The 15,501-nt window shown below is 57.9% G+C and carries 14 protein-coding genes; 8 read left to right on the forward strand and 6 right to left on the reverse strand.

Annotated elements, in window-relative coordinates; translation table 11 throughout:
• Positions 1 to 398: hypothetical protein (locus GOB90_RS15630; protein ID WP_173572139.1), on the forward strand; the 398-nt coding region annotated here is incomplete at its 5' end.
• A gap of 25 nt (positions 399 to 423) precedes the next feature.
• Here the strand turns inward: GOB90_RS15630 and GOB90_RS15635 are convergent.
• The 3 genes from GOB90_RS15635 to GOB90_RS15645 all read right to left on the reverse strand — a co-directional run bounded on the left by GOB90_RS15635 (position 424) and on the right by GOB90_RS15645 (position 3,742).
• Positions 424 to 1,839 (reverse strand): hypothetical protein, encoded by a 1,416-nt coding sequence (locus GOB90_RS15635; RefSeq protein ID WP_146891265.1) that lies wholly within the window; start codon positions 1,837 to 1,839, stop codon positions 424 to 426.
• A gap of 460 nt (positions 1,840 to 2,299) precedes the next feature.
• Positions 2,300 to 2,905, reverse strand: coding sequence for a BRO-N domain-containing protein (locus tag GOB90_RS15640; protein WP_146891267.1), 606 nt, complete (start codon positions 2,903 to 2,905; stop codon positions 2,300 to 2,302).
• A gap of 84 nt (positions 2,906 to 2,989) precedes the next feature.
• Positions 2,990 to 3,742, reverse strand: a complete 753-nt coding sequence (locus GOB90_RS15645; protein WP_146891270.1) for an HNH endonuclease family protein — start codon at positions 3,740 to 3,742, stop codon at positions 2,990 to 2,992.
• Between the two features lie 881 nt (positions 3,743 to 4,623).
• Here GOB90_RS15645 and GOB90_RS15650 point away from each other — a divergent pair.
• Positions 4,624 to 5,322, forward strand: a complete 699-nt coding sequence (locus tag GOB90_RS15650) for a recombinase family protein (protein ID WP_146891273.1) — start codon at positions 4,624 to 4,626, stop codon at positions 5,320 to 5,322.
• Positions 5,323 to 5,345: 23 nt separating this feature from the next.
• Here the strand turns inward: GOB90_RS15650 and GOB90_RS15655 are convergent, their stop codons facing one another.
• Complete coding sequence (locus tag GOB90_RS15655; RefSeq protein ID WP_173572141.1) at positions 5,346 to 5,504, reverse strand: hypothetical protein; 159 nt, start codon at positions 5,502 to 5,504, stop codon at positions 5,346 to 5,348.
• Positions 5,505 to 6,638: 1,134 nt separating this feature from the next.
• Between GOB90_RS15655 and GOB90_RS19920 the strand changes: the two genes are divergently transcribed.
• A complete protein-coding gene (locus tag GOB90_RS19920; RefSeq protein ID WP_456304221.1) occupies positions 6,639 to 6,959 on the forward strand; it encodes a phage fiber-tail adaptor protein in 321 nt (106 codons plus the stop codon).
• A 504-nt stretch (positions 6,960 to 7,463) separates the two neighbouring features.
• On the opposite strand, the gene GOB90_RS15660 is transcribed toward GOB90_RS19920, so the two are convergent.
• Entirely contained in the window at positions 7,464 to 8,627 is a 1,164-nt protein-coding gene (locus tag GOB90_RS15660; protein WP_146891278.1) for an amidohydrolase, read from the reverse strand.
• A gap of 7 nt (positions 8,628 to 8,634) precedes the next feature.
• Positions 8,635 to 10,113 carry an aldehyde dehydrogenase family protein gene (locus GOB90_RS15665; RefSeq protein ID WP_261766005.1) on the reverse strand — a complete coding sequence of 493 codons (1,479 nt, stop codon included), beginning with the start codon at positions 10,111 to 10,113 and terminating at the stop codon, positions 8,635 to 8,637.
• A 235-nt stretch (positions 10,114 to 10,348) separates the two neighbouring features.
• On the opposite strand from GOB90_RS15665, the gene GOB90_RS15670 reads away from it, so the two are divergent.
• From GOB90_RS15670 to GOB90_RS15690, 5 genes are all read left to right on the forward strand, one after another.
• Positions 10,349 to 11,728 (forward strand): aminotransferase class III-fold pyridoxal phosphate-dependent enzyme, encoded by a 1,380-nt coding sequence (locus tag GOB90_RS15670; protein WP_146891281.1) that lies wholly within the window; start codon positions 10,349 to 10,351, stop codon positions 11,726 to 11,728.
• Between the two features lie 71 nt (positions 11,729 to 11,799).
• Entirely contained in the window at positions 11,800 to 12,099 is a 300-nt protein-coding gene (locus GOB90_RS15675; protein ID WP_146891284.1) for a (2Fe-2S)-binding protein, read from the forward strand.
• Complete coding sequence (locus GOB90_RS15680; protein WP_146891287.1) at positions 12,084 to 13,469, forward strand: FAD/NAD(P)-dependent oxidoreductase; 1,386 nt, start codon at positions 12,084 to 12,086, stop codon at positions 13,467 to 13,469. Before GOB90_RS15675 ends, GOB90_RS15680 begins: the two co-directional genes overlap by 16 nt.
• Positions 13,466 to 14,617, forward strand: a complete 1,152-nt coding sequence (locus GOB90_RS15685; RefSeq protein ID WP_146891290.1) for an NAD(P)/FAD-dependent oxidoreductase — start codon at positions 13,466 to 13,468, stop codon at positions 14,615 to 14,617. Before GOB90_RS15680 ends, GOB90_RS15685 begins: the two co-directional genes overlap by 4 nt.
• Before the next feature lie 189 nt (positions 14,618 to 14,806).
• On the forward strand, positions 14,807 to 15,475 hold the full coding sequence (locus tag GOB90_RS15690; RefSeq protein ID WP_146891293.1) for a haloacid dehalogenase type II: 669 nt from the start codon (positions 14,807 to 14,809) through the stop codon (positions 15,473 to 15,475).
• Positions 15,476 to 15,501 lie beyond the last annotated feature (26 nt).

The following is a 15,501-nucleotide window of genomic DNA, read 5'->3' on the forward strand; positions in this document are numbered from 1 at the left end:
ACGCACTGGCTGAGCAGATTGAGCATCTCCCCGCCCAAGACGAGGAGCAGCCATGGACTGGCAGTAATCACCCTCCAGAGCCCCTTGATGAGCCCGAACCGCCTCCGATCCGCCCGGAAGACAAAGAGCAGGCCTTGGCGGCGATGTCAGAGGTCAGGCATTTGGTTTGGGCTGACGCCTCACTTCAGGCCATCCGCGCTGCATGGGGCAAGCTAAGCCTGTTTCTGGCGAAGGTGGGAGCATGGGCAGCCCAGCAAATTCGAAATTATCTCCCCGAGTTAATTAAAGGGGGGGTTCAACAAGCAGGCAAAGATGGGTTTGAGTATCTGGCAGCCGCTATCCGTTCGTGTGACCTGGGCCAAATGATCGGACGCTGGATACGAGACCTTTTCAGCTAGCGTCCTCAGCATCTTACAAGCCATCTTACCCGATCCTCAAAGGCCTCCCCAAGCGCTCCTCAGACGCCTCACGGATGGCCTCAGCGGCTCTCTCAGACCATGACACAGGAACCATCAGGGCATCGTGCAGGGGCAGCACAGTGCCTCCCTGATCCATGATGGAGCCCATTGCCTGCCGCATGATTCCAGCCTCCACGTTGGTCAGGAATTGCCCGATGGCCCACTCCTCCAGACCCTTTGGGAGTGTCGCCCTGACCTCTGGCGGGATTACCCTCGTGATCTCTTGCAGTTCAGGGTAACGCTGGAAGGCGGCCTCTGTGATGGCGTGAATGTCTGCCTGTCCCGTGATTTCCTCGCTGGTGTTTTTAGACCAGTGATGCGGTGCCTTCCCAAGAGAGAAGAACACAACGAACCATTGCTTAATGGCTGCTCTGGGAGCGAGGCTTTGCCCCTTAGCAACGGGCAGAGAATACGGATCGCCATCAGGAGCCCGGGCATTCATCAGGGCAAGAGCGATGGACAGGAAGGAAGCTGACACGTCCACCTCAGCCACCTCCTCGCCATTGATACGGATCAGCTTGCGTTCAGCCTTTGAGATGCCGCTTTGATAATTATCAGCACCCAGAGCGTAAATGCGCCCGTGCAGGCGTGGGGTTCCTTTGAAGCGAGCCGACAGTGCTGGCTGACAGCATCCGGTGATCGTGATGCCTGCCAGATGCCCTGTCAGTCTCTCCATAAACGCCCTCACGTCTTCCATGCCTTCCGGGTTGTTCTGCTCGGGCTTCTCAGAAGACGGCACGATCTTTCCGTTCTTCTTGGCCGGGAAGCTGCGTAGCTGAACCAGCGCCACATTCTTCTGGTCAGTATGGGCGGGCTTTACCAGTTTCCAGTCCTGTGCTGCCGTATCGGCTGAGCAGCCACAGTCTCTGGCCAAGTGGAGGAGTTCATCGGTCGCTCTGAGGCGGGCTGCATGGCCCTGCATATCCCCCCAGACGTTCTTAAAGCGCCTGCCCGGAACCGCCTCGATCAGACCAAGTTTCTGCATTGCTCTGGCTTTGGTCCAGAAGGCCTTGTGGCCGAATGGGAGCTGGCGGGATGCCTTCCAGAACCAGTTGCCTGAGCCTTCATTCACGGCCACCCATTGGCCCTTGAGGCCGGGACGGATTACCCCTCCGAGAATGGTGCCGACCTCTTCCACACGCGTCTTGCGGCCCTTGTCACGGTTCCCGGAAATCGCTGAAACTGACCGCTTGCCAAGGTGAGGACGGAGAGCCTCCGAGACACGCTCAGTCAGTTCCTGTGCTGCCGGTGTGTCGGGGATACGCCCGAGGGACAATACGGACGCATCCTGCAATGCCACAGGATCGTGAGGGTGTGAGGAGGGGCGCTTGTCTGTCTTGGGATTGAAGGGTTCCCGGATAATCACCCCATCATCTGCCATGTCCGAAACTTCTCCACTTATACCCCTGTAGACCCTCCATAGCGTATCTGAGTGAAGATGGCCACTGAGTATGACGATCAATGATTATCAATCATCATATTCTGTATGCAGTATGTGAACTGATCCCTGAGAAGGGAATACCAATATATATCATGGCATATATGCCCATCCATATCAGGCTTATCTTGCCACTGAATACTGATAACCACGCCATAGCAGATGGGAATATGGTGCCCCTCGGGTGCTTGGGCATCCTGTGGATAAAGCCTTGTTATAATATGCTTTTCATTACCAAGGCCATGTTGGCACTTAGACGGTTAGTGTGTGTGGGGATTCCACAAGCATTGGGATGCCGGGGCATCTGGGGCGTAATCATCCGAGCTGGCTCTGGCCCATCAAATGCCTTTGGTGAGTGAAGCTCTGGTGAGTGAAGCTCTGGCGCTCAATACGCCTTCAGTGCTCAACACCACCAGCAGCCCAGCTTTACTTCCGGCTTTGAAGTCACCTTAATATGGTCATCAGTCCAATTCTCAGGGACCGGATGCCACAAGCATCGGGCCTTAACGCGCTCTCTGGCCTCCGTGAGGTGCTTCTCAAGCATCCCTGCCTTTTTCTCCATCAGGCTGATAATCTGCTCCTGAAGAGTGTTCAGATCATCGGAGGCCGTGACGGTCTCTATCTTCTCCTCACCCATCACATATGAGCCGGTCTTGCGGATGGTTGGCAGGATCGTGCTGAACACCAATTCCTGAAACGGCTTGGCGTCGGGTTTCGTGCTGCCGGTGATAAGCTGGTAAAGGCCAGACTCGGAGATCATCGTCAGAGTGTGCCCTTTGTGGCCAGCCGGAAACAGCCTGGTTTCACCCTTCGACCGTTTAACGGTCATCTTCTCAGCCGCAGGAATCCGCCGTAAAGTCGGTCCCGTGCCACCAGTCGTGTTGAGGCCGATGCAACTGCACACATCAATCCCCGCAAACCACACGGACCCAAGACGCAGAGCGTCACCATCAGGGTGACCGTGGTCACTAGCCTGTGTGATCGTGCGGACTTCTTTGAGGGGAACCAAAGGCCCCGCACAGGACCGGTGAGCGAAGCTCTGGTGTGTCGTCCTGCGGGGGCCTCGTGGAAGGAAGCATTAGAGCGTCTTGGATTACTCGGCTGGTGAGTTTTCGTCATCCACCTGAGCATTATCCTGGGGTGGATTCGGGTCAATCATCCCGCCCTGGCACCACTCTTCCATGCACTTTGGATTGTGCTGCCTGAGCCAGATTTCACTCGCTAATTCCTGCTGAAGACACCACCCGCGCTGTTCTTGGAGCAGGAGAGCACGCCACATGGAATCACGCCACCCCGCGTCTGCCTCTGCCAGTGGCTCGCTAATAGCCACATGCGTCCGAAGCACCATCTCCACAGCGTGAAGCGGCCTGTTTTCCTGTCTGGCAATCTCTTCGGAGGGCTCTCCGGCTTCGTGCTGCCGAACTATGTTCTTGTATAGCTTGTCGGCCCCACATTGTTTCCTGCCTTTGGCAACGGCATCCCATTCGTTCTCCTCTACGGTGCCAGCATACAGATTGAGAGGCGAAACATTTGTCTTGCAATCATCGAGATGCATTACAACACGCGTCCGGTGGCCCTTCTCATCACGAGGAATTGGCTCATAAGCAGCTTCATAGGCAAGCACATGGGCACCGGGATTCTTGCCCTCGTCCCACTGGTTGGGATAACCCTGCTTGTTTGTGGATCGGGTGCTGAGACGCTGTGAGGCAAGGAGAAATCCTCCGGCCTGACGAGTTTCGTCTGGGCTCGTTCCCTCCAGAAGCTTCTCTCCAATCGTTTTGGGTTTCTTTGGCGTTTTCGATGATGTCATGTTCGTGTCCTGTGTGGTCATGTTCGTGTTGGGCATCAGAGTCCTCTTTTCTTTAGGTTATGTGTGGTGAGTGGAGTGGTGGATTATGGGGTTTAGTCTTTAGGCTGTCCTTTCGTATCCTTCTTCTATGAGCCCTCCAAGACCGAGCCGTTCGCATAGTTTACAGTTATAATCAGGATGCTTATGGATTACCGTATGGGACCCATTGATGGCAGCCTTTAAGGATGGTGACGCAGGACGCTGGAAGCATTAGAGCGTCTTGGCTGTGGTGAGTGGATTGGTGTTTAGTCTTTAATCTATAGGTCTTCTTCTTCGGGCATCTCAAGACCGAGCCGTTCACATAGTTTGCAGTTATAATCAGGATGGTTGTAAATTCCCGTAAGGGCCATTGACAGTCCTCCGTCACCGGTTGACAGGCCCTCTGGTCTCCATCAGAACCGCCTCGGCCTGAAAACAGGTGCCACGCTCAAATGCTTCCGGCGCTCAACACCACCAGCAACGCAGCTTTAAGACCGGTTTTGAAGTCGCCTTCATGGTCGTCAGAATCATTTTCAGGGACCGGGAGGCAGGAGTCTCTGGGACTCCAAGGCGCAGGGCGTCACCAGAGCTTTTGCTCACCAAGACGCAAGGCCTCACCAGCCGATAAAGGCCGGCTTCATTAACCACGGACAGTGTGTGGCCTGTGGAGCGCAGTTTCGTCTTATGGTCATCCGGTCCTCGCCAGACCTTTTGCTCACCAGAGCTTTTGCTCAACAAGACGCTCACTCCTGCATCACCAGAGCTTCGCTCACCACAACCAGCCCAATTGATTCACTTACCGGATCGCAGGGATTCACCTTTCAGGGATTCCCGCAGGCCTCCGTCACCTCGTATCACCAGTGTCAACGAACGATCACACTCATGATACGGATTAACCAATGCCTCCCTTCGTCACATATTTCCGGGTCAGCACAGCACGTCAGGGAGCCTCCGGTCTTGGCATCGAGGCCCAGCAGGCAGCCGTTGCGGCGCATGTGGTGCAGGCAGGTGGCCGGGTGCTGGCTGAGTTCACAGAGATTGAAAGCGGTAAGAACAATGACCGCCCGAAGCTGGCTGAGGCATTGGAGCGTTGCCGTCTGACGGGTGCGGTTCTGCTCATCGCCAAGCTGGACAGGCTGAGCCGTGATGCACACTTCCTGCTTGGTCTGGATAAGGCAGGCGTTGAGTTCATTGCAGCAGATATGCCCAATGCAAACAGGCTGACGGTCGGCATCATGGCGCTGGTGGCTCAGCAGGAACGTGAGGCGATCTCAGCCCGCACAAAGGCTGCTCTTGCTGCCGCAAAGGCCAGAGGCACCAAGCTTGGCGGTTACCGCGAAGGTGCCCGGAAGGTTGATTACAGACTGTCCGTGAAAGCCCGTCAGAAGGCTGCTGATGCGTTCAGGAATCGTGTGGGACCAATGGCTGCCGGGATGCACTCAGAGGGTCTGAGCCTCCGTTTCTTGCTGGACAGGGCAAATACACTGACGAAGGTTGATCAGTTCACGCGAAGAACGCGGTCTGTGGAATTAAAATATGTCGATGATTGCGGAAGTGAAGGATCGTTCGTTCTTCAAGATGAAGCTGGTGCCGCGTGAGAAAAGCTCATAACTCTGTTCGCTCAGCCTTTGAAGCCGTCGGCATCGAGTTCATCATCCAGAAAAGCGTTGGAGAGGATGTGCGGCTGACAAAGAAAAACGGAAAAAGTTAAGCAATGAGAATAAGCTTCCTGTTTGCGGCGCTGGTCGTCCTGCTCTCCGGATGTAACGGGATCGAGCACAGCGGTTGTCCGACTGATCTCCCGAACCAGAGCGGCGATCACACGGGCGCGCGAGCTATCCTGCAGACCTGCAACTGAACTCAGGCACAGGACTCATTCTTTAAGACAGAAGACGAAGCTTCCTGCGATATGGATTGCTGACATGGACACGTGGACGTAGCGATCCTATCGTATTACCGCAGGCCACCAGTCTTTGAGCTTTGCGAATATGTTTCGATGTGATAACGTTTATTATAGAGATGCCAGTTATAAGGCGGTTTTGGGTTCAGTCCGTCCTTGTACGTCAGATATGGTGGGGAAAAGCCCCTTTTTGGGCAGAAAGGCCGCTATCGGGTATGTCGCATCGATCATCAGGGGCCTCGACCGGCCAGTTTTCTCACTCAGTGCCGTGAATATCCTGTCGAAAACACCCTGGCGGCTCCAGCGGCTTAAAGTGATTGTATAAAGTATGTACGAACCATACGCTTTCGGGGCATCTTTCCACTAAAGCTCGTTGCGGATCACGCAAACGACCCCACTCAGAACACGTCGGTCATCCACCCGGGAAACGTCGTGCGCCCCGGAAAATAAGGTTTAATCAGTTCTAACTGACGTTCGGACAGCAAAGACAGGGCACTCACAGTGCTCGCTACTCCACAACGGCCTGTGAATCACTGATTTCTCCTCAGTTCAATGAATTAACAGGTCCTGAGCCTGTCAGGGCACATTTTTTCAAATTACCATTACGGCCAGATTATAAAAATTTTGCGGGCAGAGAGCGCCGCAGATTATGAATGAAAAAATTGTGCCATTCGTTTGTTATTCCTGAAACCTCTGAACATAGACAGCTATTACCAGTTCATCGTTTGGCCTGACCGGGCAAAAGCGGCAGAATTCTGCTCGTCAGCACCTTTTGCATTTGTCGGGTCTTTGCGATGCAGCGGAAGGTCGATCATTTTCATCGTGCCCGTCGGTGCACTTCTTCAACTTTCGATAAGGCGCGGTATGACTACTTCTGACCTGCCCAACAGCCTGATCCCTTCCACTATTCGTATGTACACAGTCCCCGGGCTTCCTGAGACGAAAACTTCGTGTTGCTCGTCAGTCCCGTCTACACAGCGAGGCATCACAACAGCGACAGGCTTCGTTCCTGAAATGCCACCCAAATCGAGTGCAGCTTTACTTGATTACAGTGTAGATTTTACAGGGTGGCTTACTGACACGGGCGATATGATAGAATCAGGAGGCGTATCCGCAACAGTCCGCACGGCAGCCGGGTTTTCATATGATCTCGCGGTTATATGGGCAGAGCCTTTTAGTGGAACACAGGCTGTTGTCATGCTTGCTTCAGGGCCGGCCGGCACGTTTCAGATCGTCAACGTACAGGTGATAACGCAACAAGGAAGAACGTGTACCCAAGAAATTATAGTACCGATTATACAGGAGACAGAGATCGTCGATTTGTCAACTCATTAGCACTGTAGTTTCGTTCTCTGATGAATTCTGAATCTATGGGTAGTCATAATTCGGGATATGATAAGTTGTGTGTATCTGTTGAAGATGTGCTGGAACTGTGAGCAATCGCGCTTCGCGATGTATTAAAAAGGCCGCTAGCCCTTCTATTTACGCAGAAGCGTGTCGTTGCTTCTGCGTGTGCCTTTTCGGATATCCTGACTGGTTAAACAACCGCCGTATTTTCAAGCTCATCAGCAACATGATGCCAGCAGAAAGACTGAACTACGGCTTTACCGCGCTCCGGGGTGGTTCATTTTTCCCATTTTGAGCCATGTTTCGCAGTTCCGGTCATAATTGCGAAATATCTCGCCAAATCCGCACATGTTCGCGTGCGTTCAAGAACACGCAGCGCTTCCCGCATCACTTCATTGCCAATACCGTCTCAGGGAACGACGGAATATTACAGGCTTTCATGCAGGAGTGTCTCCATTGCTGGCATGAAGCAGGTTTACTGACCGGGCGACGTCATAAAGCCGTGGCGCAACCCTGTGCGAGCGTGTGCCAGTAGCGAACGCCGCGAGGAATAATGGCATCGTCAAAATCGTAGTCCGGAGCGTGAAGACGCGCGGAGTTACCATTGCCGATCATGGCATACGCGCCTGGCTTCCGCTCCAGCATGAAGCCGAAATCTTCCGAGGCCAGACTTGGTACGATGTCCAGATCCGGTGCGGAACCGCCCTCCTGCTCCATGAGTTTCAGCATGGCGGCACGGGCGAAATCGGTGGCATCCGGTGCATTAACGGTAACCGGATAAGGCTGATGAAAATCCACCGAAATGGCAGCCGCGTGAGCTTCCGCCAGACCTGCGCAAAGACGGGCAAGTCCGGCTTTCAGGTCGTTGAGAACGTGCGGATCGAGTGCTCGCAGCGTACCCGCCAGCGTTGCGGTCTGCGGCAGAATGTTATCGGTTGTACCCGCCTCGAAAATACAGAAGGACACGACGGCGGCGACCATCGGGTCCGTGCGGCGCGCGACGAGCAGTTGCGCTTCCTGCACCAGGGCGGCACCTATGGTCAGCGGGTCTGTTCCGAGATGAGGCTGGGCAGCGTGTGAGCCTTTCCCGGTAATGACAATGCGAAACCGCCAGCCCCCGGCCATGACCGGCCCCGTGCGGACACCGAGACGTCCGGCTTCGAGACCGGGCCAGTTATGCAGACCGAAACAGAACTGCGTCGGAAAACGCTCGAACAGTCCTTCATCGATCATTACTTTCGCACCAGCCCCCCCCTCTTCAGCGGGCTGAAATACGAAATGCACGATGCCCCGCTCCGGCGGATCGACGGCAAGAGTTTCGGCCGCGCCAAGAAGCATGACGGTGTGACCGTCATGTCCGCAGGCGTGCATGATCCCGTCGTTGCGGGAGATCCACAATGCGGTTCCGTTTTCCCAGATCGGGAGAGCGTCCATATCCGCGCGGAGCATGATGGCCGGTCCCGGGCGTCCGGTATCCAGCGTGGCCACCACACCCGTTTTCGCAATGCCTGTCTCTGGTGTGTAACCGAGAGCCTGCAGGCGGGAAGCGACGAGACCGGCAGTGCGTTTTTCCGTGAAACGCAGTTCCGGATGAGCATGAAGATCTCGTCTCAGCTCTGTAAGAAACGAAAGATCGCTCTGAACCGACGCTGTCATCGCACGCTCAACCCGCTGCCATCAGCACGCTTTTGAGGCGCAGATTTGCTTCAAAGGCCTGCCGTCCGAGATCCTTGCCGATCCCCGATCCGCCGTAGCCGCCTGTGGGGATGACAAAATCGGATGAGCGCCCGTAACGGTTGACCCAGACCGTTCCGGCTTTCAGTGTGCGGATCGCGCGCATTACCCGGCCCATGTTGGACGTATGAACCCCGGCGGCCAGCCCGTAGACGGGATGCTGAGCCAGCGTGAAAGCCTCGTCTTCCTCATCAAACACGCGGACAGACAGAACGGGACCGAAAATTTCCTCCTGCCAGGCCGGGCAATCCGTATCGGAAACCGACAGAATACCGGGCGAGAGAAAGACGCCCCCATTGCCGTTATCCATCCGCGCACAGTTGGCCAGGCTTTCCGCTCCGGCGGCCTGGCTGTCTGAAACGATTTTCAGGATGCGATCCGCCTGAGTCGCGGAGATGATCGGAGACCAGGCGGCCTTACCGCTCCATGGCGCCATCGCACGCGGACGGGCACAACGTCTGATCAGCGCCTCTGTAAGCTGACCGGCGACGGAACGATGCACGATCAGCCGGGAGCCGGTGACGCACACCTGACCGGCATTGCCGGTGAAGGCGCGAAAGATCCGGTCGGCCACATCCTCCACGGAAGGGATGTCACCGAAAACGAGTTGCGGACTTTTACCGCCCAGTTCCAGCGTGACCGGTTTAGGCCCGCTTTCCGCGGCGGCCTTCATGACCGCGATGCCGGTGCGTGTCGAGCCTGTAAAACTCAGTTTTCCGATCAGCGGATGACGACAGAGCGCCTCTCCCGTAACCGGCCCGGTACCCTGAACGACATTGAACAGACCTGCGGGAAGACCTGCCTCGCAGGCGAGTTCCGCCAGACGGACAACGGAGAACGGCGTCATCTCGGAAGGTTTCAGGACCGATCCGTTGCCGGCGGCAAGGGCAGGCACGACCTTCCAACTCGCCATCACCAGCGGAAAATTCCACGGAGCGATCGCGCCGGTCACACCATAGGGTTCATGAATGGTCATCCCCAGCAGGTCCGAGGATGTCGCGGCCACTTCCCCGCCGGTCTTGTCACAATATTCGGCGAAAAATCTGATGCCTTCCGCCAGGAAGGGGATATCCCAGGCGAGTGTCTCCGCGATCGGACGTGTTGAGCAGATGGTTTCCAGACGCGCCAGCCCCACTCTGTGCTGATCCACCAGATCGGCCCAGCGTCGCAGAACACGCGCCCGGTCACGCGGCGCACAGGTGCTCCAGCCGCTTTCCTGCTGCACCTTTGCCGCAAGCCGGACCGCCTCATCGACCAGGTTTTCACCTGCCTCGGGTAGGCCGGCAATGACTTCACCGTTTCCCGGACTGATGACGGCAATATCTTCTGCGCCCGTGACCAGTCTGCCACCCAGAAAATGGCCGGACGGCAGCTGAACTTCCGCCGGACTGAAACTGATATCCGTCACAACACACTCTCCTGGGGCTGGTCGGGAACCAGTCCTTTTCTTGCGGGACCGTATCTTTTTCCCATTGCCCCGGTCAGCGCAAATGCAAAATGACTTGGAAAGCGATTTGATGTACCCTCCCGTTGCTGCCGGACAGAACAGCATAATCTGCTTTCGCACCGGGCCATTCCGGTGACATATTCTCCTCGCTTCCCCTCATAGGTCAGAAACCAGACACCATAGCGGACCGCAGAGCATGACCCCCGAGACTCTTGCCCGACTTGATCGCGCCCACCTCATTCACCCGGTTTCCTCATGGCGCGACCAGGAAGAACACGGCCCGCGCCTTCTCAGCCACGGGCAGGGGGTGTGGCTGACAGATATGCATGGCCACACGCTGCTCGACGGGTTTGCCGGGCTGTGGTGCGTCAATGTCGGATACGGTCAGGACAGCGTGGTGAAAGCCGCAACCGAACAGATGACCAGACTGCCCTATGCCACGGGTTATTTCGGCTTTGCGAACGAACCGGCCATCACGCTCGCGGCACGTCTGGCTGAGGTGACGCCGGGCGATCTGAACCGGGTCTTCTTTTCCCAGGGCGGGTCGGACGCGGTTGACAGCGCGCTCCGCTTCATCCGGTTCTATCAGCATGCGCGGGGCACGGCGGGCAAACGCCATGTCATCGGTCTGGCGCGCGGCTATCACGGCAGCACTTATACCGGCGCAGGTCTGACGGCTCTTGCCGCTTTCCACCGGGACGCCGATGTCCCTCTGCCCTGGCAGCATCACATTCCGAGCCCTGACCCGTATCGTCATCCGGCCGGACATGACGGAGACGCCCTCATTGCCGCCTCCGTTTCATCCCTGCGGGCAAAGGTCGCGGAGTTGGGCGGGCCGGAACACGTGGCGGCTTTCTTCTGCGAGCCGGTCCAGGGATCCGGTGGCATCATCGTGCCTCCGCGCGGCTGGCTGACAGCCATGCGGGAGGCCTGTCGCGAGATGGATATTCTGTTTGTCACGGATGAAGTCATCACCGGCTTTGGACGTACCGGGCCGCTTTTTGCCTGCGAGCATGAAGGCGTGGTACCGGATATGATGACCGCCGCAAAAGGTCTGACCTCCGGCTATGCGCCGATGGGTGCCGTGTTCATGAGCGAGACCGTTTACAGCACCATTCGCGACGCCACGCCTCCGGGTGTCGCGGTCGGTCATGGCATGACATACAGCGCGCACCCGGTCAGCGCCGCGATCGGTCTGGCCGTGTTGGATCTGTATCAGGGCGGCGTTCTCGAAAACGGGGTCAAAGCCGGCGCGCATCTTGCAACACGCCTGGCGGGGATGAAAGATCATCCGCTGGTTGGAGATGTCCGCTCGGCAGGTATGCTGGCCGGGATCGAGCTGGTCACTGACAAGAAAAACAAAACCAAACCAGCGGCGTCTCTTGGCATTTCGAAGAAAATGTCGAAGGCGGGCTATGAGCAGGGCGTGCTGTTCCGCGCCTTTGGCGACGATATTATCGGCCTGGCGCCGCCTCTGACCTGTTCCGTGGAAGAAACGGATATTCTGTGCGATCGTATTGAGGGCGTTCTGAATACGCTGATGGATGACAGAGAGATCGTTGCCGCGATCGTCTGAACCGGCGCGAACAGGACACGGCGTGGAATGTATGGCCGCGCCGTTATGCAAATGAGGAGATTCCGGCGTCTATGACAGGACTTTTCAGGCGTGTCGCTGAAACCGGGCGACCGGAAATCGCCATTACGGTGGATGGACACGCGGTGACGGCACTGGAAGGCGATACGATTCTCACGGCGCTGCTTGTTGCCGGAGACCGGCTGCGTTTCAATGAGTTCGATAAAATGCCACGGGCAGGTTTCTGTCTGATGGGGGCATGTCAGGACTGTCGCGTGTGGACGGAAGACGGTCATGAACTCCGCGCCTGTTCGACGTCCGTGACGCCGGGACTGCGCATCGTCACAAAGGAAGTTCCATGGACGCGCCCGTAATCGTCGTTATCGGTGCGGGGCCGGCCGGCACCCGCGCCGCGCAGACGCTGGCCTGCGCCGGTCTGCGCCCGATTGTTCTGGATGAAAATCAGCGTCAGGGCGGGCAGATTTATCGCCGTCAGCCGGAAAATTTCACGCGTGCGCCGGCGAAACTCTATGGCGCTTCAGCGGCGGCCGCGACGGCGCTGCATGCCGACTTTGAGGCTTTGCGGCCATCGCTGGACTATCAGCCCGAAACCCTGGCCTGGGGCGTTTCCGGCGACATGCTGCTGACCGAATGCCGGGGCCACGCGGATGCCGTTCGCTTCGATGGCCTGATCATTGCTTCCGGCGCGACAGACCGGATCATGCCCTGCCCCGGCTGGACCCTGCCGGGCGTTTTTTCGCTCGGCGGCTCGCAGATTGCCCTTAAGGCGCAGGCCTGCGCGATTGGTCAGGCGCCCGTGTTCATGGGAACCGGCCCGCTGCTTTATCTGGTGGCCTGGCAGTATCTTCAGGCCGGAGTGAAACCCCGCGCCGTCCTCGACACGTCTTCGTTGACAACACGGCTGCGGGGTCTCGGCGGTCTGCGTCGGCGCCCTGCCGTTCTGGCGCAGGGGCTGCGCTATATGGCCGGTCTGGCGCGAGCCGGCATCACGCTCCGTTCCGGCATCCGGCCTGTGCGGATTGAATCGCGGCAGGACGGCGAGACGCCCTGCGCAGGGGCCGTCATCTGGAAGGACGGACAGGGTCGCACGCACCGCACAGACTGCGATGCCGTGGGTATCGGATACGGACTGCGTTCCGAAACGCAGCTTGCCGATCTGCTGAAATGCGACTTTGCGTTCGATGCGACATCGCGTCAGTGGCTGCCGGTCACGGACAGGGACGGCGCGACATCCCGGGCAGGCGTTTATCTGGCAGGTGACGGCGCGGGCATCCGGGGCGCGGACGCCGCTGAAAGTGCCGGGGCTCTGGCAGCGCTGCGCTGTTTGCAGGATATCGGCCGTCCGGTCATGGAGGGGGAGATGACCCGGCTGCGGGCCGCGCTCGAACCGATGAACGGCTTCCGGCACGGGCTTGAGACCGGCTTTCCCTGGCCGTGGCGGCACGCGGCCGGTCTGCCGGACGACACCGTTGTCTGCCGCTGCGAAAACGTCACGGCAGGCGATATCCGTCGCGCCGCCGGGCCACTGGACAGCCCGGAAATCAATCGTGCCAAAGCGTTCGTTCGTGTTGGCATGGGCCGGTGTCAGGGCCGCATGTGCGGACTCGCCGCCGCAGAAATTCTTGCCGCGGCAAGAGGGGTCGCAATCGAAGAAGCCGGTCGCGTCCGCAGCGCCGCTCCGCTCAAACCGCTGCCTGCGAAAATCCGGGGTGTCGTGACATGAGTCTTTCCACACAGATTGCTGGACGGGCGGACGTCATCATCGCCGGTGGTGGCGTGATGGGCGCGGCAACGGCGTTCTTTGCCCGGCAGCTCGGTCTCTCCGTGATTCTGCTGGAGCGTGATCTCGTCGGCCAGTATGCTAGCGGGACCAATTTCGGAAATGTGCGGCGTCAGGGACGATTCCTGCCGCAGCTTCCGCTCTCCAACCGTTCCCGCGAACTCTGGGGACGCCTGCCTGAACTGATCGGGGAGAATGTCGAGTTTGTCGCCAGCGGGCATGTCCGTGTCTCCTTTAAGGAAGAAGACAGTCAGCGACTGGAAAAATACGCGCAGGACTGCAAGCCTTACGGGCTGGAGCTGGAAATTTATAGCGGCCGGCAGGCGCTTGAGCGCTTTCCGATGCTGTCGCCCGACGTGCATCTGGTCTCTTTCTCGCCTCTCGACGGACATGCAAATCCGCGTCTTGCGGCACCTGCTTTTGCCCGCGCGGCACGCCGGGCCGGAGCGACAGTTCTGGAACGCACGGAAGTGCTGAATATCAGCAAAAACTCAGAGGATTTTGTCGTCGAGACCGCCGGAGGACAGCGTTTTGCCGCCCCCCAGCTTCAGATTTCGGTCGGCGCCTGGGCCCGCAGAATTGCGGCGGCTTTCGGCGAGGATCTCCCCCTGGTTCCCAAAGCACCGCAAATGGCGGTCACGGAACCGGTGCCGTACCGGATTCACCCGGTCATCGGTTACGCCACCCAGGAGGAGGAAGCGGGCGTTTATCTCCGCCAGGTCGAGCGTGGAAACATCGTATTTGGCGGAGGGCGGCGCAGCACGGTCGATCTGGAAGCAAAGCGGGCGCGACTTGATCCGCTCAATACGCTCCGGCAGATGCCGCATATGGAACGTCTTCTACCGGATTTCGCCCGCCTGCGCATCATTCGCACATGGGCAGGGATCGAGAGCTATCTGAACGACGATATTCCGGTGATGGGGCCAAGTCATCTGGTGCCCGGGCTCTTTTATGCCTTTGGTTTCTGCGGTGCCGGATTCCAGCTCGGGCCGGGCGTGGGCGCGACAATGGCAGATTTGCTGGCCAGGGGGCAGACGGAAATACCGCTGGCACCGTTCAGCATTGCCCGTTTTGCGTCCGCCGCCGCATGAGCGACGCCAAGAACCCTCCTGCCCCATATTCTTCTTCTGATTCTTTCAGGGATTTTTGCGACAGAACTTTCTGCCGCCATTTTCCGATCATTCAGAATTCTCTGCCGTAAAAGAGAAGAAAGAAGTGGCATCCCCTCCCCTCCGCATGTTGTCATATCGCAACATTAACCAGCACGGACAGGACAGATCATGACGACGTTCAGGCCGAAATACGTAACCTTTGACTGTTACGGCACCCTCACCCGCTTTCGCATGACGGATACGGCGCGGGAACTTTACGCCGCGGTTGTGCCGGCGGAAAAGATGGATCAGTTCTGCAGGGATTTCGCGGCCTATCGCCTGGATGAGGTGCTTGGTCCGTGGCAGCCCTACCGTTATGTTCTGCTCAACGCTGTCGAGCGCACCTGCAAAAAATGGGGCATCGCCTTCGATCCGGCGACCGCCAACAAATTCTACGAGGCAGTCCCGACCTGGGGGCCGTGGGACGATGTTCCCGCCGGTCTGTCCAAAGTTGCGAAAGAGGTGCCGCTGGTCATCCTCTCGAACGCTTCCAACAGCCAGATCCACTCCAACGTGGCAAAACTTGGCGCGCCCGTTCATGCGGTCTTCACAGCCGAGGACGCGCAGGCCTACAAGCCGCATATGCGGGCCTTCGAATACATGCTGGATCACCTCGGCTGCGGCCCGGAAGATATTCTGCATGTGTCATCGTCGCTGCGTTACGATCTTATGACGGCGCATGATATGGGTATCCGCAACAAGGTGTTCGTGGCGCGCGGGCATGAGCCCTCCACTCCTTATTACGGTTACACTGAAATCAAGGATATCGGCGGTCTGCCTGGCGTTATCGGACTCTGATCCACGCCTGCCTCCGCAGGGCCACT

This window comes from Acetobacter oeni (assembly GCF_011516825.1).
GTDB classification, from domain to species: Bacteria; Pseudomonadota; Alphaproteobacteria; order Acetobacterales; family Acetobacteraceae; genus Acetobacter; species Acetobacter oeni.

What these genes read in the sequence shown, in the direction of transcription:
- GOB90_RS15635 (WP_146891265.1), bottom strand. Translation starts at nt 1,839, where the DNA reads ATGGCAGATGATGGGGTGATTATCCGGGAACCCTTCAATCCCAAGACA.
- GOB90_RS15645 (WP_146891270.1), bottom strand. Translation starts at nt 3,742, where the DNA reads ATGCCCAACACGAACATGACCACACAGGACACGAACATGACATCATCG.
- GOB90_RS15650 (WP_146891273.1), top strand. Translation starts at nt 4,624, where the DNA reads ATGCCTCCCTTCGTCACATATTTCCGGGTCAGCACAGCACGTCAGGGA.
- GOB90_RS19920 (WP_456304221.1), top strand. Translation starts at nt 6,639, where the DNA reads ATGCCACCCAAATCGAGTGCAGCTTTACTTGATTACAGTGTAGATTTT.
- GOB90_RS15660 (WP_146891278.1), bottom strand. Translation starts at nt 8,627, where the DNA reads ATGACAGCGTCGGTTCAGAGCGATCTTTCGTTTCTTACAGAGCTGAGA.
- GOB90_RS15670 (WP_146891281.1), top strand. Translation starts at nt 10,349, where the DNA reads ATGACCCCCGAGACTCTTGCCCGACTTGATCGCGCCCACCTCATTCAC.
- GOB90_RS15675 (WP_146891284.1), top strand. Translation starts at nt 11,800, where the DNA reads ATGACAGGACTTTTCAGGCGTGTCGCTGAAACCGGGCGACCGGAAATC.
- GOB90_RS15680 (WP_146891287.1), top strand. Translation starts at nt 12,084, where the DNA reads ATGGACGCGCCCGTAATCGTCGTTATCGGTGCGGGGCCGGCCGGCACC.
- GOB90_RS15685 (WP_146891290.1), top strand. Translation starts at nt 13,466, where the DNA reads ATGAGTCTTTCCACACAGATTGCTGGACGGGCGGACGTCATCATCGCC.
- GOB90_RS15690 (WP_146891293.1), top strand. Translation starts at nt 14,807, where the DNA reads ATGACGACGTTCAGGCCGAAATACGTAACCTTTGACTGTTACGGCACC.